This window comes from Archaeoglobus fulgidus DSM 4304 (genome assembly GCF_000008665.1).
In the GTDB taxonomy this organism is placed as follows: domain Archaea; phylum Halobacteriota; class Archaeoglobi; order Archaeoglobales; family Archaeoglobaceae; genus Archaeoglobus; species Archaeoglobus fulgidus.
Genome location: NC_000917.1, coordinates 97,613 through 115,183 on the forward strand (window position 1 = coordinate 97,613; position 17,571 = coordinate 115,183).

Consider the following 17,571-nt stretch of genomic DNA (forward strand, 5'->3'; position numbering starts at 1 on the left):
TATTTCGTTCATGGAGAAGAAGATTGTCTACTTCAACAAACCCGGAAGGGAGAACACCGAGGAAACTCTGAGACTTGCGGTCGAGAGGGCTAAGGAGCTTGGTATTAAACACCTTGTCGTGGCGTCATCCTACGGCGATACAGCCATGAAAGCTCTTGAAATGGCCGAAGGGCTCGAAGTGGTCGTTGTGACCTACCACACTGGCTTCGTGAGGGAGGGAGAGAACACAATGCCTCCTGAGGTGGAGGAAGAGCTCAGAAAAAGGGGAGCGAAAATCGTAAGGCAGTCCCACATCCTCTCCGGCTTGGAGAGGAGCATCAGCAGGAAGCTTGGAGGAGTCAGCAGAACCGAGGCTATTGCTGAGGCTCTTCGCTCCCTCTTCGGGCATGGGCTGAAGGTCTGCGTTGAGATAACAATAATGGCCGCAGACAGCGGGGCAATACCCATTGAGGAGGTCGTTGCCGTGGGCGGGAGAAGCAGAGGAGCAGACACCGCTGTTGTCATTCGCCCGGCTCACATGAACAACTTCTTCGATGCTGAAATAAAGGAGATAATCTGCATGCCGAGGAATAAGCGTTGATGGGATAGACTCACCATAAAAAGAGCCCTGTTTGCTCGTCAAAAGCCCTTTCGGGAGCCTCTCCACTCAGGGGCAGAACGAAGACCTCGCAGGCGAAAACCTCCGCTGAAAACAGATGTCCTCCGTAAACCTCCCCATCCTTCCCCAGCAAAACGTGGATGTGGCAGAAGGGCTTGCTATCCTTCATCGAGACATTACCGGACAAACTTAAGATTTCAAGCGGCTCCATCAACTCCTTTTTTACGTACTCTTTCTTCTCCTGATCATAGTAGCCTATCACAGCACTCCTGACCGCTCCTATCGCTGAAATGTGGGCTGCATGTATTCCCTTCTCCTCCAGAAATTCCTCGATCTGCCTTACCAGATCTTTCCCGTAGTCCAGCCTGAGCAGGAAACCTTTGCCTACCTCAAACTCGAATACCTTCATACTCCTCCAATCTGCTGCTCCGCAATGTCTCCTACAACAGGAAGCTTGAACCACTCGTTGCTGTAGGCCTTGTAAATGCACACCAGCCACGTTATAAAGGCGACCAACCCCACGATGGGAATCAAAAGCACTCCTATGTAGGGGATAAACGAGAGAGCTATGTCCAGAACCCAGAATCCGGCAAAGGTAATCGTCGATTGCATGGCGTGGAACTTCACAAACTGGCTCTCCTTTTCCATCAAGAGGAAGAGAATACCCGTAATCGGGCCAAGCAGGTAGCTCAGCGCTCCGGCAACATTTTCCTTCAAACCAGTAGAACTCGGCATGGAGTATAATTTCTTCATAATTATTTAAGCTTTTGCTTGGTTATATCAAGTGCAATAGCATACGGGAGAAAGTTTAAAACCGTAAAAGGAGAGGAGGTGTGATGAGGCACCTCATTTCTATCGGCGACCTTGATAGGGAGGACATAAACTACATTCTCAAAAAAGCTGAAGAGTTTGAGGATGTTGCGAGGGGGGAGAAAAAGCTGAGAATTCTTGAGGGCAAAATACTCGGAAACCTCTTCTTCGAGCCTTCAACAAGAACCAGAATGAGTTTTGAAACAGCGATGAAGAGGCTTGGGGGAGATGTCATCAACATGACCGCTCAGGAGGCGAGCAGCATTGCAAAGGGAGAAACGCTTGCAGACACCATCAGAGTTGTCTCTGGATACTGCGATGCTATCGTCATAAGGCACCCGCTCGAAGGAGCGGCGAGGTTTGCTGCAGAGAACTCATCCGTGCCGGTCATCAACGCAGGCGATGGAGCTGGCCAGCATCCAACCCAAACGCTCCTTGACCTCTACACCATCAAAAAGGAGTGCGGGAGGCTTGATGGTATAACCATTGCTCTTATGGGTGACCTCAAGTACTCAAGGACGATACACTCCCTGATAAAGGCCCTCGCCCTCTTTGATATGAGAATTTACCTCATCAGCCCGGAAGCACTCGCTTTACCTGAGGACATAATTGAAGATGTTAGTGCGGAAATCAGGAGGGCAAGGCTGGAGGAGGTAATCTCCGAGATAGATGTCCTTTATGTTACAAGAATACAGAAGGAGCGCTTTCCGGATGAGGAGGAGTACAGGAAGGTTTCCGGCAGCTACCGCATCACTGCGGAGACATTAAAGAGCGCCAAGGACAGCATGATTGTGATGCACCCCCTGCCGAGGGTTGACGAAATTCACCCATCCGTTGACTCCACAAAGCATGCCCGCTACTTCCAGCAGTCCTTTTACGGAGTTCCTGTGAGAATGGCGATACTCAGCGAGGTGATGCTGTGAGGGAGCTTGTTGTAAGCAAAATAAAGGAGGGGACCGTTATAGACCACATCAACGCAGGAAAAGCCCTACTTGTCTTGAAAATACTGAAAATTCAGCCCGGCACAGATTTGACGGTCTCAATGGCCATGAACGTCCCGAGCAGCAAGATGGGGAAGAAGGACATTGTCAAGGTAGAGGGGATGTTTATTCGGGATGAAGAGTTAAACAAAATCGCCCTGATTTCACCAAACGCAACAATAAACCTGATAAGAGATTACGAGATAGAGAGGAAGTTCAAGGTAAGCCCTCCTGAGGTGGTGGAGGGAGTGCTCAAATGCCCCAACCACGCCTGCATTTCCAATGCTGAAAGGGAGCCGATAACACCCAAGTTTTACATCAAAACGGAAGAAATGAGGGCAACGGCAAGGTGCCACTACTGCGGGAGGAAAATAGAAAATCTTGATAATTACATAAGCTAACTCTTCAGGAACTCCAAGGCCTCGCTGACGTCAGCGTTATCGTGGACTATCATAGATATTGCCCTCGTCATCTTTGTCGGATTATTGGCTTGGAAAATGTTCCTTCCTATTGCCACTCCCCTCGCTCCAGCATCCATTGCCATCCTGACCATTCTGAGTATGTCCTCATCGCTGCCCATCTTCGGCCCCCCAGCCACCACAACCGGCACTGGACATCCATCGACAACTCTCCTGAAGCTTTCCACGTCTCCGGTGAAGTTCGTCTTGATTATGTCCGCCCCAAGCTCCGCCCCTACCCTTGCAGCGAGAGCTACCGCCTTCTCATCGAACTGGTTGATTCCATCCCCTCTCGGGTACATCATCGCCAGCAGCGGCATTCCCCACTCCCCGGCTATTTTCGAAATCTCCCCGAGCTTCCTCAACTGGTATGCCTCTGTCTTGCTGCCCACATTTACGTGAACGCTTACAGCATCAGCACCGAGCTTTATCGCCTCCTCAACCGTGCACACCAGAACCTTCTCATTCGGGTCAGGAGCGAGAGAGGTTGATGCACTGAGGTGGATGATTAGGCCAACATCCTTCCCGTATCCCCTATGACCGAAGCCAACCACACCCTTGTGCAAAACTACAGCATTCGCCCCACCCTCAGCCACAGCATTTACAGTCTCAGCCAAATTTTTCAGCCCCTCGATCGGCCCCATAGACACTCCGTGGTCCATTGGGACGATTACGGTATTCCTGCTTTCCCGGTTAATTATTCTCTCAATTCTTATTTTCTTGCCAATCTTTGTCATGCTACTTAGTTTCAAAGTGGCAATTTAAACTTTGCGGTTTACTCTTTTGGGCCGGATGGGAATTCTCCTCTCAAAACCGCAGTTGAGGCATGTGATAATAACCCTGCTCTTCCTCACCCTCACTCTGAATTTCCCAGCCTTGTAGGGGTAGAGGCACTTCTTGCAGTAAGTTGCCTTCAGCTCTCGCGGAATTCTCACCCTGTACCTCATCGCAATTTTCCTTGCCAGCTCAACGTATCTCCTTGCAAGCTCGTAGTCGATGTTTTTCCACTCCTCAGCCCTTTTTATGAGGTAAAAAACCCTCTCTCTGGCAATCCTCGACTCCCTCTTCTTGTCCCTTCTGAGCACGCAGGCAGTAAACAAAAAGATAAATAGCCTTTTGTATCTCAGCCGTTATGAAATTCGACCCTCAGAAGTACAGAGAGCTTGCAGAGAAGGACTTCGAAGCTGCATGGAAGGCCGGAAAGGAAATTCTGGCTGAGAGAAGTCCGAACGAGCTTTATCCCAGAGTGGGTTTCAGCTTTGGTAAGGAGCACCCTCTATTTGCCACAATTCAGAGATTGAGGGAGGCTTACCTCTCCATAGGATTTTCTGAGGTTGTGAATCCGCTGATTGTTGAGGATGTCCACGTTAAAAAGCAGTTCGGAAGGGAGGCTTTGGCCGTCCTCGACAGGTGCTTCTACCTTGCCACACTCCCCAAGCCCAATGTGGGTATCTCTGCGGAGAAAATCAGGCAGATTGAGGCCATAACAAAGAGGGAGGTTGATTCAAAGCCCCTGCAGGAGATTTTCCACCGCTACAAGAAGGGTGAGATTGACGGAGACGATTTGAGCTACCTTATTGCTGAAGTTCTGGACGTTGATGACATAACTGCTGTAAAGATACTCGATGAAGTCTTTCCAGAGTTCAAGGAGCTAAAGCCAATCTCCAGCACGCTCACTCTCAGAAGCCACATGACGACTGGCTGGTTCATAACTTTGAGCCACATCGCCGACAAGCTCCCCCTACCCATCAAACTCTTCAGCATCGACCGCTGCTTCAGGAGGGAGCAGGGAGAGGATGCGACGAGGCTTTACACCTACTTCTCAGCCAGCTGTGTTCTGGTTGATGAAGAGCTCAGCGTTGATGACGGAAAGGCTGTTGCCGAGGCTCTGCTAAGGCAGTTCGGCTTCGAGAACTTCAGGTTCAGGAAGGACGAGAAGAGGAGCAAGTACTACATCCCCGACACGCAGACAGAGGTATTTGCCTTCCATCCGAAGCTCGTTGGCTCAAGTACAAAGTACAGCGACGGCTGGATTGAGATTGCCACCTTCGGCATCTACTCTCCCACGGCCCTTGCGGAGTACGACATTCCCTATCCCGTGATGAATCTCGGCTTAGGAGTGGAAAGGCTGGCAATGATTCTCTATGGCTACGACGATGTGAGGAAGATGGTTTACCCGCAGATTCATGGAGAGATTAAGCTAAGCGACCTCGACATTGCGAGGGAAATAAAGGTTAAGGAGGTCCCCCAGACTGCTGTAGGGCTGAAAATTGCCCAGAGCATTGTGGAGACGGCAGAAAAGCACGCTTCGGAGCCGAGCCCCTGCAGCTTTTTGGCATTTGAAGGGGAGATGATGGGCAGAAATGTGAGGGTTTACGTGGTTGAGGAGGAGGAGAACACGAAGCTATGCGGTCCTGCTTACGCCAACGAGGTTGTTGTTTACAAAGGGGACATCTACGGCATTCCAAAAACCAAGAAGTGGAGGAGCTTCTTTGAGGAGGGTGTGCCTACCGGCATTAGGTACATCGACGGCTTTGCCTACTATGCAGCAAGGAAGGTTGAGGAGGCTGCGATGAGGGAACAGGAGGAGGTGAAGGTGAAAGCTAGGATTGTAGAGAACCTCTCGGACATAAACCTTTACATCCACGAAAACGTCAGGAGGTACATTCTCTGGAAGAAGGGGAAGATAGACGTCAGAGGACCACTGTTCGTTACCGTTAAGGCCGAAATTGAGTAGGCAAAAACAAAGAAAAGGAAATTTAAGTTTCCACCTGCTCGGGCGCGAGCCTCGTCAGAATCTTCTGGTCGGTAATGACTCCAACTGGCTCTCCCTTATCTGTGACGAGCAGTATCCTTACCTTCTCATCTCTCATCAGTCTAAGGGCCTCACCTATCTTGGTGTCCTTTTCAACCATCACGAGCTTCGGTCTCATCACTTCTTCAACCTTCGCATTCAGCTTTCCTTCGGCAACCGCCTTTGCCACGTGGTCGAGAGTGAAGATTCCCACGAACTTGCCGTTCTTCTGGACTGGTGTGCAGTAGATTCCGTTTTCGGCAAGAACCTTTGCTGCGTTTACAACAGACTCTTCGGCATCTACGGAGATTATCGGTGAAGACATGTGCTCGCCAACCGTGTCCTTCGGCAGAGCGACGATTTTCTCAATGTCGAGTACGATCGTGTTCTCGGTGTCATCCCTACCAACCACCTTTCCGTAAACCATCATCTCGTTGACGGGTGTGGGGCCTACAATTACGCTGTCTCCCGGATTAATCTTCTTGATATCTCCAATAATCCTTATTCTCGCTTGACAGATGTTTGGATTTGATATAGAGGGCAAAACGATCTCTTCCGCAGAGAGCTCCTCCATAACGTTTCCGTTTACGACTACCGGAACAACAACGGATTCCTCCGGTCTCGTTACTGACAGAAGCTCGTAGGCCTTTGAAGTCGGTCTGTAACCACCTTTCGGTCCCGGTACACCCTCCACAAGCCCCAGTGCCCTTAAAGCCTGCATCTGGTTTCTTACGGTTCCGGGATTTCTGTTAATGAGTTCTGCAATCTCCTCTCCTTTCACCGATCCGCCAGATTTCTTCTTATACAGCGTTATCAAAGCATACAGTATGTCCTTCTGAATCTGGGTCAAATCCAGATCAACCATTTGCACCACCTCCAATTTTTAATTTTAATATTCTTTAATGGTCGTGAGAGATATTTATAATTTTCTGACACAGGAATATTAAAGAAAAGCTTTTAAAAATAAATAAGAAAAAATATTATTTTTCACTCCTCAACCGCTTGACCTCCTCTACGATTTTTGGCAAAACTTCTCCGGCCTTTCCGATGATTTTAACGTCAAAAATGGGGTCAGCCATTGTTGGCTCCGCATTTACGATGATCATTTTCGCTCCAGCCTTCTTCGCAATGTAGGGGAGCTCAGCAGCGGGATAAACCACGAGGCTAGAGCCAACCACCATAAATGCATCGCAGTGCTTTGCCTCTTCAATCGCTTCGAATAGCGTTCTCTGCGGTAGTGGCTCACCAAAAAGCACCACTCTCGGCTTGACGTAGTAGCTGCCGCATTTCCTGCAGCGCGGGATTTCGCCTTTGTTGAAATCCTCTACAAACTCGCTCCAGTCGTATGTTTCGTGGCAATCGAGGCAGTCGAGCTTGTCCATACTTCCGTGAAGCTCCAGAACTCTCCTGCTCCCCGCCCTCTGATGCAGCATGTCTATGTTCTGAGTGATGACGGCCTTCACAATCCCCATCCTTTCCAGCTCCGCTATGGCGTAGTGAGCGGGATTTGGCTCTGCAAACAGCTTATCCTTCATTTCCATAGAAAACTCCCAAAAGGCCCTTGGGTTTCTCTTGAATCCCGAAATTGAGGCGACCTCCTCAGGGTCGTACTTTCTCCACAACCCATCCTCGCCCCTGAACGTGGGAATACCACTCTCGGCCGAAATTCCTGCACCTGTGAAAACAACCGCGTGCTTCGATTTGGCAAGAATCTCTGCCGCTTTCCTTATCTCATCCTCCATATTTTCCCTAATAAGTCGTTAAATTTAATACTTTTCGCTCTGGAAAGAAATTCAGTAAATCAACTCGCCGAGCATGTCCTTCTCCGCTGCAAGCTTTATCTCCCTCGCTATTCTCCTCCCCATGTACATGTTCTCTCCAAAGAGAATGTAGGAGTATGGAGAGGTCGGAATTCCGACATTCGTCCCTGCCACAATTCTTGCAGAAATCTCAAAGACGTACATCAGTGCGTTCTCATCAAAAATTGACTCAATGCAGAATGCTCCGACCATGCCGGGGTAGGCTATCTCCTTGGATACCTCAACGATGCCCTCAGCTGCCTCGAATGCCTGCACGAGCAGAGACTCTCGTAGAACCACCGGAAAGTTGCCGATAACGGTGTATGTTGGGTTTATGTTAGCTCTAATCTGCTCCTTCGCCGGAACCTTGCCCAAAGCATCCGCAGTTGATTCATACCTTCTGTCCACCGCTATTAGCTCAACCCTTCCGTAAACCGGGGAGTAGAAGAAGGAGAAGTAAATGTTCGCACCGAGAATGTACTCCTGTATTTCAGCGTTTTTGATGTCCTCCTCACCAATAAGCCCTTTTTTCACCATTTCATCCGAAATTTCATAAAATTCCTCTGGGGAGGACACTATGAAGTAACCCTTTCCCCCTTTCGCCCCCGGATACTTTACAATGGCCAGCCCCTCTATCTCCTCTGGCCTGCTGTATTTCTTCGGCATTCTGACTCCTGACCTTTCCAGCCACTCTCTCTGCCTGTCCCTGTCCGTTTCCCAAATCATCAGCTCTCTGTTTCCGAACATCGGTAGCAGCAACGAATCGAATTTACCGATGTAGGCGTTGAAGGAGCCGTGAGGGATTAAAATTGTGTTCAAGTGCCTAAGCTCTTCCTGAATGTTTTCATCAAGTAAATCTGAATAGTCTGAAACGATTACGAACTTATCAGCAACCCCGAAGCTCTCGTAAACCTTTTTCTCCCTCTCCCTGCAAATGCAGACCGTGCTGAACCCCTCATCCTTTGCCCCTTTGAGGATGTTGAGTGCCGAATGGCTTCCAATCGTCCCTATGTGGATGTTTGCCTTATCATAATCTTCGAGGACTGAGAGTATCTTATCCCTCATCGCCCCCACCGTTCGTGAAGGTTATATAAACCATTCGAAAAGTTAAAATCTTAGCTCAACAAGTTTAAAAGGATGTCAAGCTGGGAAAAGTACAGCGATAGCATCGAGAAGAGCAGGATATACCACGAGAGGTATCACAAGGCTGTCGCGAATCCAGTCAGAAAGGAAATCCTGAAGATGATAGCGGAGGGAAAGAATGAGGACGAAATTATGGAAAAGCTGAAGTTGAGCAAAAAGGAGCTCGATTACCACCTCAAAATCCTTGAGTGGGGTTTCTGCATTGAAAGGAAGGATGGAGGTTGGAAAATAACCAAGGAGGGTGAGATAATTGACTACCTCTGAGAAAATCCGTATAGCTCTGGCTCAGCAGAGAATTCTGCCCGACAGAGAAGTGAACATAATGAAGGGGATGAGCCTTATCAAGAGGGCCATTCAAGTAAGGGCAGACATGGTAATACTGCCAGAGGTCTTCAACACGGGATTCTACAAGCACAACTATGAGACCGTAGAGCCGCTGGAGGAAGAGCTCTCTCTGCTGCTGAAGATTTCGGAACAGAAGGACATAATGATTATAACTGGCGTTGCGGAAAGGGAGGGGGATGACCTCTACAATTCGGCAGTCATTATCCACAAGGGGAAAATAATAGGTAAGTATCGGAAAACCCACCTATTCCCCCTTACGAACGAGAAAAAGTACTTCAAGGCGGGGGATAAGCTTGAAGTTTTTGAGACGCATCTTGGCAAAATAGGCCTGCTGATATGCTACGAAGTGAGATTTCCGGAGCTTTCCAGAAAGCTTGTCAAGATGGGAGCTGAAATCATAGTCATTCCGGCGGAGTTTCCCAAAGAGAGGATAGACCACTGGAGGGTGCTTCTTCAGGCCAGAGCAATTGAGAATCAGGTTTTCGTAGCAGGTGTGAACTGCGTTGAGGGCGACCTCGATTACGGGGGGCACTCCATGCTCATCGACCCGATGGGCACGGTTCTTATCGAGGCATCTGAATATCAGGAGGTCATGATGAGCGATATAAGGCTAGGGGACGTTTACGAGGTCAGGAAAAAATTCCCCTTCCTGAACGATTTGAGAGAAGAGCTCCTATGAAAGTTCTGATTCTCCGTCCGGCTGAGCTGCTCAGCGAGACGATTAGGAGGTTCCGCGAGGAGGGATTCGACGCCTACGGATGCCCCTTCATAAAGCTAATCTACACAGATTTCGATGTTCCGGAGCACGACTTCGCGATAGTTACGAGCCAGAATGCTGCGCGAGTTTTGAGGGAGAGGGGTGTCAGGCTGAAAAGAGTAATAGCCATCGGCAAAAAAACCGCTGAGCTAATAGAGGCTGAGGAAGTGCTTTTGCCCTCAAAATTCGACTCCGAGACCCTTTACGAAGAATTTGCTGAAATGCTTAGGGGAAAAAGGGTGGTGGCCTTCAGGAGCAATGCTGGCAGTGAGGCAGTAAAAAGACTGTCGGAAGTGGCAGATTTCAGGGAAATCCAGGTTTACAGAATCGAAAAGCTGCAGGGAGAGGAGCAGAGAAGAGAGGTTGAGAAGGTTAGAGAGGGATTTTATGATGCAATTGTTTTCTCAAGCAGCATGATAGCGAGAAGCCTTCTTGAGCTGTGCGATGAAAAATGCTTAGAGGCCCTTAAGAACATCTTCGTTGTAGCCATCGGCCCTCCCACGGCAAAGGTTTTGGCTGAAAAGGGTATAAGGGCGGAGATACCGGAAGAGTACACATTTGATGGGGTGATAGAGCTTTTAAAGTCCAAGAAGATGTAGATTCCCGATGTTCACGTTTTTAAGGTGTTTTTTGGCCGCTTTGTAGCATCTCTTCACCTGCTGCACAGGGGTGACGGGGAAGTCGGACATTCTGTAGTCCGGATGGAAGACGAGGAGGCTGTAGGGAATTTCAGTGCTGAACGAGGAAATGAACCGGGCAATACCCTCCACCTCCTCCTCATCAACGTAGTAGGGCACCAGCAGTGTTGTTGCGGATAGCACCTCTCCGTGTTTGTCGTAAATCCTCTCGAAGTTGTCCTTTACCCTCTCATTATCTCTCCCCGTAAGCAAAACGTGCAGATTTGGATTCCACGCCTTGAGGTCGAACTTCACAGTTCCTCCAGACCTTGAGCTTAATTCGGCGGCCTTTAACGCCAGAGAGGTGTTTCCGGCCCCATTCCACTCCCAGCAAATCATCAGGTCTTCTTTGAATTCCAGTGCTTTTCTGCTGAACTTCAAAGCGAATGGGAGCTGCGGCTCGGGTGAGCCCCCAAAATGGCAGACGCACCTGACTCTGAAGTTTTTCGCAGCACGCAGAAGCTCGTCAACACTAACGGTTCTGACGTCTTCGAAGTATTTGTGGGTCCAGTTCTGGCAGTAAAGACAGTCGAAGTTGCATCCGTAGTAAAACACGGCGAGATTCGTCCCTGTTAGCTTGCTCCCATTGCAAAACCAGGCGTTGCAGCAGTTCGTCGGCAAAGGGTCTTCGTAGTAGGTCAATTTGCCGTATTCAGGTTTGCCGCAAAGGGCAATACCAGAGCATTTGTTGCTGCAGAGGTTGCAGCCCTCGACTCTTTTCTCGTATAGAGGTGGGTGAAGTGAGGTGGCGATTTCGAGAGCTGCATCTTTCTTGGAGCACTCAGGGCAGACTGGAAGAGAGAAAGGAGCGGCTTTACCGCAGATCTTACACTTAGACGAAAAAGCTGTTCCTCCTCTCCTCATACCTCCCAGCGGCGAGAATCATCGAGAGCATGTTCTCCGCAACCATCCTCAGCTTCTTCAAATCACCGCAGAAGAGGCTGTAGGTGGATATCGCTTCTGAGCAAGGAAGGTCGAAGTTGGTAAGCGGGCAACCCTCGCAATCAAAGTCGATGTACTTCTCGCAGAGAGGCGTTAGCTGTAGCGCTACCTCCTCAATCTCTCTCAGGGCATAAAGAATTGATTCCCATTTTCTCGCAGTAACCTCCGCTTCCGTAGCCCCCTCCTCCATGTCCTTAACCGCATCGTCGTATGTGTAGAGTTCTATCTTCTTCATTCCAGTGCCCTTCAATTTCTGGCTATTTAAATCTAACCGACAATCACGCAATTATAAATCGCCCGATAACTTAATAAATCCACAGTTCAAAATAAACACATTAGTAGAAAAACGAAAGAGATATATAACAGATAATCATTAAATAGCATTGGAGGTGATGGTTGTGAAGGTAAAAATGTTGTACTGGGTTGATGAGGTGGGGGGAAGGGCTGAATCAATGGAAATCGAACTCAAGCCCTTTGGCTATAGAACCGCTCCCATAACTCAATGGGAAGTGCTTATAGCTGCTGAAGATGTGGAGGTCGAGAAGGGAAAACCCGTAATCGTAAGAGTTGAGCCGGTTTTCCTTCCTGGAAACACCCTTGTCGGACCTCTAAGTATCATGAGACACGCTCTTGGCACCTTAGTTGATGTCGTGGAGTGCGGAGTTCCGGGCAGGGTTGAGGATGAGAAGTGCATAAGCAGGGTCCTGTTTCTTCCAGTCGAGGATGGTGTTATAAAGAAGGGTGACATGGTAGGTGTTCTTAAAGTTTTCTATATAAAGACGGGGCTGCTTACAAGAATTCTGGGGCTTGAGCCACCGAAAGTTGAACTAAAGAAGGGATTCCACGAAGCCAACATAGTCTGGAGGGACAACGGCAACATCTACAGAGAACCTGCAAAGGTGACAATTCTGGGCTATATGAGGAGCCACATTGGTGTATGGGAACTTCTCGTTGCGGATGAAACGGTGAGGGTGAAGAGGGGTGACGTGCTGAGAATCAGAATAAAGGAGGTCAGACTACCACCTAACACCGTTGTTGTGCCACTGCCTGTGATGAGAAACGCCTTTGGGACGGTGCTGGACGTGGTACAGCTCGGAAAGCCGAGCAGAGTTGAGGAAGAGAAGACACTACACCAGGCGATATTCCTCGCAGTGGAGGACGGAGTGATTGAGGAAGGAGACCTCATCGGAGTTATAAACGTCTATTACGTCGGATTGGGGGATTTCAAGCCTTTAGTGCAGGATAAGCCGCCGCAGAAAGTGAGAATCGTTTACAGGAGTGGTGACGGCATCGTAAAGAGGGAGGTAGAGGTTGAACCGTTCGGTTATAGGAGGAGTCCGGTTGGGAAGTGGGAGGCTCTCATTGCGGATGAAAGCAAGCCGGTTCGCTACGGGGAGCCAGTTGTCGTGAAAGTTAAGAGAGTTCGAGTCCCACCCAAAACAATTCTCTATCCCCTCCACATCATGAGACACGCCTATGGAACCGTTGCGGACGTTTTCTGCGACTGTAAGCCTTGGAAGGTTGAAGAAGGGGGAGAAATCAAAAAGGTAGTCTTCCTGCCCGTCATGGACGGAGAAATCAAAGAAGGAGAGTTGTTAGGTATAATAAACCTGCACGATGTCGAACTCAGCCCGCTAGGAAGGGTGAGGCAGTGGCTCGACAACTGGCTGACGGAGATGGGCAGAACGTTTGACGAGGGGGACTGGCCCCTCTGGTGAACATTCACCAATTTTTTGGCCCTGTTTCATCATACTTGGAATTTCACCTCCACCATACAACCCTTCCCAACCATCTCACCAATAAACGACTCATACCTCTCCCTCTCAACATATCTCCTCAGCAGCAAATTCAGCAGGTTCTTTGCCCCTCTCTCGCTCCATGACATCCACTTGTTCTTCATTCTCTTTGCTATTTCACCCATAAGCCTCCATCCAGTTATTGTGCCAGGGAATTGTTATCCCCTCAAGCTTCTTGTATGCAAACAAAAGAATGTTCTCCATATGCCTTTTAAAGAACCTCGAAACCCTCCTTTTTCTTCCATTTCCTTTACGAATTCATTCAGAGCCTTCTCTGTTTTCTTAATTCTGCTCTCTAAATCTGGCTTCTCTATAGAGTTCTTAAGCCTGAGCAGGATTCCCTTAACTTCGTTCACGTACTGTTTTCTTGTTTCGAGATCAACTCCGTGCTGCCAGAGTTTGTAGTTAACCTCTCTCCAGATGTGAATGAGATCTATCTGCCTTTCTTCAAAACAGCTGAGATCTCTGTCAGCATCTCCTACGATTGTTGCTTTAACGTCGTACTCTCCTTTCATTTCCCTATAGCTCTCGTTAATCCCAACGATAACGCTTTTCCCAGCGATAACCTTTACATCGAGCTTACCTTTACCCTGGGCATGGAGCTTAGTACTGTCAGCAGATACAAAGTCATCGTATTCGAATTCCGATTCTGCTTCCATTCCAAGCTCCTGCACCCTCCTCCATATCGTGAGATGGGATGGAGATTCTGTCATTCTCTGCAGTCTCTGTCTTGAATCCCTGTAGCTCATGGATAAGGCGTAATCGACAGCTATTGCAGCTATGTCTGGCTGATAAGTTCTTTTTCCATCGAATTCTACAAGGCTGTACAATGGGCAGAAAGTTCTGCCGGTCGATTTTGTCTTTGACCCTGCTAACTTTAAAGGCGGTCTTACCGAGCTGCGTTACAATTGTTCTCTTCTCTCTGCTGTGTTTATAGTAATCGTTTTTGCCATATCCTTTTCCACAGATTGAAGAGACAAGAATGTTGTCTATTTCCCCAAAACCTTTCCTAAAATTACAGCTTCAATTTCTTTTAAAGCATTCTGAGTATGTCCTTGTTTGTTAGCTTCCTCACGTGACAATCTTGTTGGGATGTAAAGTTATTTCGGGATACTACAGCACCAATTTTTTTAACAAAAAGTTTTATAACAGTTAATTGTTTCCTAATTGTGGGGTAGCATGAAAGCCGAGATGCTGTACTGGGTGGACAGGGTAGGAGGCAAAGTCGAGAAGCTTGAAGTCGAGCTCAAACCTTTCGGATACAAAATGGCGCCCGTTACGCAGTGGAAGACTCTGATAGCGGATGGAGATGCAGAGGTCGAGAGGGGCAAACCTACGATTATAAAGGTGAAAACCATAGAAATCCCGGAGAACACGATTGTAGGCCCTCTGAACATAATGCGCCACGCCCTTGGAGTCGTTGCGGATGTTGTGGAGTGCGGAATTCCCGGCAGGGTTGAGGAGGACAAGTGCGTAAGCCAGGTTCTCTTCGTTCCGATTGAGGACGGTGTGGTAAAGGATGGGGACCTCGTTGGCGTTCTGAAGGTCTTCTTCATACGCACCGGATTGCTTTCCCGGATACCGCTATTAAAGCCGCCAAAGGTTGAGCTGAGGGAGGAGATAACCGAGGCGAACATAACTTGGAGGGATAACGGGAACGTTTACAGGGAGAAAATCAGGACGAAGGTCTTCGGATACACGAGGAGCCACGTCGGTGTGTGGGAGCTTCTCGTTGCGGATGAAACGGTGAGGGTGAAGAGGGGTGACGTGCTGAGAATCAGAATAAAGGAGGTCAGACTACCACCTAACACCGTTGTGGTGCCTCTGTCGATAATGAGGAACGCTACGGAACCGTGCTTGATGTCGTGCAGCTTGGCAAGCCGAGCAGAGTTGAGGACGAGAAGAGAATCCAGCAGGCGGTGTTTCTTGCAGTGGAGGACGGAGTGATAGAGGAAGGGGACCTGATTGGAGTGATAAACGTTTACTTCGTCGGAGTTGATAGGCTTGAGAACGTCCCGATTGAACTCGAAACCAGAGAGGTGAACATAGTTTACAGGACGGGTGGGGGGATAGTGAGAAAGAAGCTGAGTGTTGACCCCTTCGGCTACAGAAGGTCTGCCAACGCGTCTTGGGAAGTGATAATAGCCGACGAGAGGAAGGAAGTAAGATACGGGGAGCCCGAAATTATAAAGATTAAGAAGATAAAGATTCCGAAGAACACGATAACCTACCCAATGTGCATAATGAGGCACGCCTACGGGTCCTTCGTGGACCTCTACTCAGACCTTCCACCCCGAAAGGTTGAAGAGGACAGATTCGTCAATTATGCGGTCTTCCTCCCAATCGCCGACGGTGAGGTGAATAGGGGGGAGATTCTTGGAATTATAAACCTCTATGCGGTCGAGGTTGGAAGCCTGACCAAGGTAAAGCAGTGGATGGATAGGTGGCTGGACGAGATGGGTGAGGCGTTTGCGGAATCCGACTGGCCGATGTGGTAGCTACTCTCCGATTGCGCCGAGTATCAGTGGTCTGACTGCACCGAAGAGAAGCTCTGCAACGACGAGTATGGTTAAAATACGGTAAATTCCCTTCATTTTTGGCAGAATTGAGAGCAGTGCAAAGACGGGCGCTAAGGCGAGGAAGAAAAGCGAGAAAACTGCAACATTGTCGGGATGGGCGATGTACAGAAACTCGGAGTAGCTTTCCATCTCTTTTCCAACATTCACCTTCCAGAACTCCGATGCCGGCAGGTGCCAGGTTTCAACCACCCTGTCTGGCTCAACGAACGGGTCGATGTCGAGCAGATACATTGCAGAGGACACCACGAGCAGAATCAACCCCGCGAGGGTGAAGTACCTTATAACCTTTGCAAATCGAATACACTCCTCACCCACTTCAACATTCATCATATCACCCCCAGACCAGCAAGCCCCTTCTCTATGTCGAGGATTGCGGCGAATAGCATGATTCCGAGCACAACCAGCCTTATCACCCTCGGCCTGACCTTCTCTGCAATCATCGCCCCTATCCTTGCTCCGAGAGTCACGCCGAAAACCGATGGAACAACTATGAGCGGCAGAACGGCACCTCTGGCAATGTAGACCCACATTGCAGCCGCGTCGTTGAGGGTTATTATGAGCATGCTCGTCGATACTGCAACCCTAAGCGGAGCGCCCATCAGCAGGTTCAGCACTGGCACATTTGCCCAGCCCGCACCGAGACCAAACATTCCCGCAACCAGGCCAACACCGGCAAAGGCGGGGAGGGAGTAGGGCAGTCTTGTGAGCCTGTATTCAATCACCTCATCCCTCGATGGCTCGTACCACCTTCCGCTCAAGTCGAGCTTTGCGGAGATTGAGTCCACACTGTCAACTTCTGGAAACTCCACCCTCTTGCTCTTCACCATCACGGCGAAGATGAAGAAGAGAGATATGCCGAGGGCAATGGTTATGTAGTGCTTTCCCTCTGGCATCTCATTGGTTATCCAAAGCCCCAGAACGCTTCCGGCAATCGATGAAGCTATTGAAACTGTCGCAATAACGATCGAAGCTCTAAGATTTGCGAGACCCTTCTCAAGAAGCCTTGGTGAGGAAGAGAGGGCTGAGGTAAGTGCTATTGCCAGCCCGGCACCTCTCACAAAATCGATGTTGAATGGAAAGAAGGCTGTGGTGAGGGGGACGAACAACACACCCCCACCCACTCCCGAAATGGGGGCGATAATCCCGATCAGGAACGTGAACGCAAAAAGCAAAACCATCCACATAACGTACTCCATTTCGGCGTCACCAGAATTATTTGTGTATTAGGCAATGATAAATTTTTTTATTTCTCTCTAAATGTTTAATCGTTTAATTTTAAAAGGCAACTTATATAAAGGTTTGCAGTGATAATAGGGTATCGGACGGGGTATGTGATATTATGAAATCACATGAAAGGGGAAGGGTTATCCTTGTAATCGACGACACGGATTGCGGGAGGGTTGCAGCCGAGAGGCTTGTTTTTATGGCAAGAGCCGGTTTCAGGGGAGATGTGTTCGTAGTTTTCGGCAAAGACATTGAAATATCCCCAATAGCGTCCTACGAGAAGGAGATGAAGATATACACCTCTCTGAGAGTTAAGGCTTCGAAGTTCGTGGAGTTCTACAGGGAGAGATTGGAGGAGGCAGGGCTTGAAGTGAAGCAGGTCAAGATAATCCTCGGAAACGTATCGGAGGAGGTGCTGAGGCTCGAAAAGCTGCTGAACCCCGACCTAATAGTTTTCGGAATGGAGAAAAGAGGCTTTCTGAAAAGGTTGTTGAGGGGGGACCCTTACAAGGAGATAATCTACGAAACCAAAGCACCGGTGATGGTCTGCAAGGCAGGATACGAAAGAAAAGACGTTGATTATGAAAAAATTAGGTGTGCAAAGTGCGTTATGGGCTGACTACCAGTAGGGCCACTCTGTTTTCTCAAAGACCTCTCCGAAGTACTCCA

General features: G+C 48.9%; 24 protein-coding genes. 11 read left to right on the top strand and 13 right to left on the bottom strand.

What is annotated here, in order from left to right:
- Positions 1–10 precede the first annotated feature (10 nt).
- Positions 11–580, top strand: a complete 570-nt coding sequence (locus AF_RS00505; protein WP_010877617.1) for a pyruvate kinase alpha/beta domain-containing protein — start codon at positions 11–13, stop codon at positions 578–580.
- 10 nt (positions 581–590) lie between these two features.
- Here the strand turns inward: AF_RS00505 and AF_RS00510 are convergent, their stop codons facing one another.
- Together AF_RS00510 and AF_RS00515 are read right to left on the bottom strand one after the other, a co-directional pair.
- On the bottom strand, positions 591–1,007 hold the full coding sequence (locus tag AF_RS00510) for a PPC domain-containing DNA-binding protein (protein ID WP_010877618.1): 417 nt from the start codon (positions 1,005–1,007) through the stop codon (positions 591–593).
- The gene (locus tag AF_RS00515; protein WP_231487543.1) at positions 1,004–1,333 is read right to left on the bottom strand and encodes a DUF4870 domain-containing protein; all 330 of its coding nucleotides are present in this window, start codon (positions 1,331–1,333) and stop codon (positions 1,004–1,006) included. Before AF_RS00515 ends, AF_RS00510 begins: the two co-directional genes overlap by 4 nt.
- A 101-nt stretch (positions 1,334–1,434) precedes the next feature.
- On the opposite strand from AF_RS00515, the gene pyrB reads away from it, so the two are divergent.
- Positions 1,435–2,331, top strand: coding sequence for an aspartate carbamoyltransferase (pyrB, locus tag AF_RS00520; protein WP_048064165.1), 897 nt, complete (start codon positions 1,435–1,437; stop codon positions 2,329–2,331).
- Entirely contained in the window at positions 2,328–2,789 is a 462-nt protein-coding gene (gene pyrI / locus AF_RS00525) for an aspartate carbamoyltransferase regulatory subunit (RefSeq protein WP_010877621.1), read from the top strand. The genes pyrB and pyrI overlap by 4 nt, the downstream gene beginning before the upstream one ends.
- Here pyrI and AF_RS00530 read toward each other — a convergent pair.
- Both AF_RS00530 and AF_RS00535 read right to left on the bottom strand, forming a co-directional pair.
- Positions 2,786–3,583 carry a 2-amino-3,7-dideoxy-D-threo-hept-6-ulosonate synthase gene (locus AF_RS00530; protein WP_010877622.1) on the bottom strand — a complete coding sequence of 266 codons (798 nt, stop codon included), beginning with the start codon at positions 3,581–3,583 and terminating at the stop codon, positions 2,786–2,788. The genes pyrI and AF_RS00530 overlap by 4 nt on opposite strands.
- A 24-nt stretch (positions 3,584–3,607) precedes the next feature.
- Positions 3,608–3,931 (bottom strand): ribonuclease P protein component 4, encoded by a 324-nt coding sequence (locus AF_RS00535; RefSeq protein ID WP_010877623.1) that lies wholly within the window; start codon positions 3,929–3,931, stop codon positions 3,608–3,610.
- Positions 3,932–3,978: 47 nt separating this feature from the next.
- Between AF_RS00535 and sepS the strand changes: the two genes are divergently transcribed.
- Complete coding sequence (gene sepS, locus AF_RS00540) at positions 3,979–5,583, top strand: O-phosphoserine--tRNA ligase (protein ID WP_010877624.1); 1,605 nt, start codon at positions 3,979–3,981, stop codon at positions 5,581–5,583.
- Between the two features lie 22 nt (positions 5,584–5,605).
- On the opposite strand, the gene AF_RS00545 is transcribed toward sepS, so the two are convergent.
- The 3 genes from AF_RS00545 to AF_RS00555 form a co-directional block, all read right to left on the bottom strand.
- The gene (locus AF_RS00545; RefSeq protein ID WP_010877625.1) at positions 5,606–6,505 is read right to left on the bottom strand and encodes a CBS domain-containing protein; all 900 of its coding nucleotides are present in this window, start codon (positions 6,503–6,505) and stop codon (positions 5,606–5,608) included.
- Positions 6,506–6,620: 115 nt separating this feature from the next.
- A complete protein-coding gene (gene cobB2, locus AF_RS00550; protein WP_010877626.1) occupies positions 6,621–7,382 on the bottom strand; it encodes an NAD-dependent protein deacylase Cob2 in 762 nt (253 codons plus the stop codon).
- A 51-nt stretch (positions 7,383–7,433) separates the two neighbouring features.
- Complete coding sequence (locus tag AF_RS00555) at positions 7,434–8,504, bottom strand: formate--phosphoribosylaminoimidazolecarboxamide ligase (protein ID WP_048064166.1); 1,071 nt, start codon at positions 8,502–8,504, stop codon at positions 7,434–7,436.
- Between the two features lie 72 nt (positions 8,505–8,576).
- Here AF_RS00555 and AF_RS00560 point away from each other — a divergent pair, with 72 nt between their 5' ends.
- Genes AF_RS00560 through AF_RS00570 form a run of 3 tightly spaced genes read left to right on the top strand, consistent with a single transcriptional unit; the run spans position 8,577 to position 10,283 of the window.
- Entirely contained in the window at positions 8,577–8,846 is a 270-nt protein-coding gene (locus tag AF_RS00560) for a winged helix-turn-helix domain-containing protein (protein WP_010877628.1), read from the top strand.
- A complete protein-coding gene (locus AF_RS00565; protein ID WP_010877629.1) occupies positions 8,833–9,606 on the top strand; it encodes a carbon-nitrogen family hydrolase in 774 nt (257 codons plus the stop codon). The genes AF_RS00560 and AF_RS00565 overlap by 14 nt, the downstream gene beginning before the upstream one ends.
- Entirely contained in the window at positions 9,603–10,283 is a 681-nt protein-coding gene (locus AF_RS00570) for a uroporphyrinogen-III synthase (RefSeq protein WP_010877630.1), read from the top strand. Before AF_RS00565 ends, AF_RS00570 begins: the two co-directional genes overlap by 4 nt.
- Here the strand turns inward: AF_RS00570 and AF_RS00575 are convergent.
- Positions 10,263–11,225: a radical SAM protein gene (locus AF_RS00575; RefSeq protein ID WP_010877631.1), complete on the bottom strand. Its 963-nt coding sequence runs from the start codon at positions 11,223–11,225 to the stop codon at positions 10,263–10,265. The genes AF_RS00570 and AF_RS00575 overlap by 21 nt on opposite strands.
- On the bottom strand, positions 11,194–11,538 hold the full coding sequence (locus AF_RS00580; protein ID WP_010877632.1) for a hypothetical protein: 345 nt from the start codon (positions 11,536–11,538) through the stop codon (positions 11,194–11,196). The genes AF_RS00575 and AF_RS00580 overlap by 32 nt, the downstream gene beginning before the upstream one ends.
- Before the next feature lie 157 nt (positions 11,539–11,695).
- Between AF_RS00580 and AF_RS00585 the strand changes: the two genes are divergently transcribed.
- A complete protein-coding gene (locus AF_RS00585) occupies positions 11,696–13,021 on the top strand; it encodes a DUF22 domain-containing protein (RefSeq protein WP_231487545.1) in 1,326 nt (441 codons plus the stop codon).
- Between the two features lie 29 nt (positions 13,022–13,050).
- Here the strand turns inward: AF_RS00585 and AF_RS12980 are convergent, their stop codons facing one another.
- Positions 13,051–13,224 (bottom strand): hypothetical protein, encoded by a 174-nt coding sequence (locus tag AF_RS12980; RefSeq protein WP_156029471.1) that lies wholly within the window; start codon positions 13,222–13,224, stop codon positions 13,051–13,053.
- 33 nt (positions 13,225–13,257) lie between these two features.
- Positions 13,258–13,929: a hypothetical protein gene (locus AF_RS00590; protein WP_048064168.1), complete on the bottom strand. Its 672-nt coding sequence runs from the start codon at positions 13,927–13,929 to the stop codon at positions 13,258–13,260.
- 349 nt (positions 13,930–14,278) lie between these two features.
- Here AF_RS00590 and AF_RS13350 point away from each other — a divergent pair, with 349 nt between their 5' ends.
- Positions 14,279–15,046 (top strand): DUF22 domain-containing protein, encoded by a 768-nt coding sequence (locus tag AF_RS13350; RefSeq protein ID WP_244372785.1) that lies wholly within the window; start codon positions 14,279–14,281, stop codon positions 15,044–15,046.
- Positions 14,953–15,597, top strand: a complete 645-nt coding sequence (locus tag AF_RS13355) for a DUF22 domain-containing protein (RefSeq protein WP_244372787.1) — start codon at positions 14,953–14,955, stop codon at positions 15,595–15,597. Before AF_RS13350 ends, AF_RS13355 begins: the two co-directional genes overlap by 94 nt.
- On the opposite strand, the gene AF_RS00605 is transcribed toward AF_RS13355, so the two are convergent.
- Both AF_RS00605 and AF_RS00610 read right to left on the bottom strand, forming a co-directional pair.
- Positions 15,598–16,008, bottom strand: a complete 411-nt coding sequence (locus AF_RS00605; protein WP_143274344.1) for a hypothetical protein — start codon at positions 16,006–16,008, stop codon at positions 15,598–15,600.
- Complete coding sequence (locus AF_RS00610; RefSeq protein ID WP_010877636.1) at positions 16,005–16,874, bottom strand: sulfite exporter TauE/SafE family protein; 870 nt, start codon at positions 16,872–16,874, stop codon at positions 16,005–16,007. The genes AF_RS00605 and AF_RS00610 overlap by 4 nt, the downstream gene beginning before the upstream one ends.
- Positions 16,875–17,017: 143 nt before the next feature.
- On the opposite strand from AF_RS00610, the gene AF_RS00615 reads away from it, so the two are divergent.
- Entirely contained in the window at positions 17,018–17,521 is a 504-nt protein-coding gene (locus AF_RS00615; RefSeq protein ID WP_010877637.1) for a universal stress protein, read from the top strand.
- The last annotated feature ends 50 nt before the right edge of the window (positions 17,522–17,571 follow it).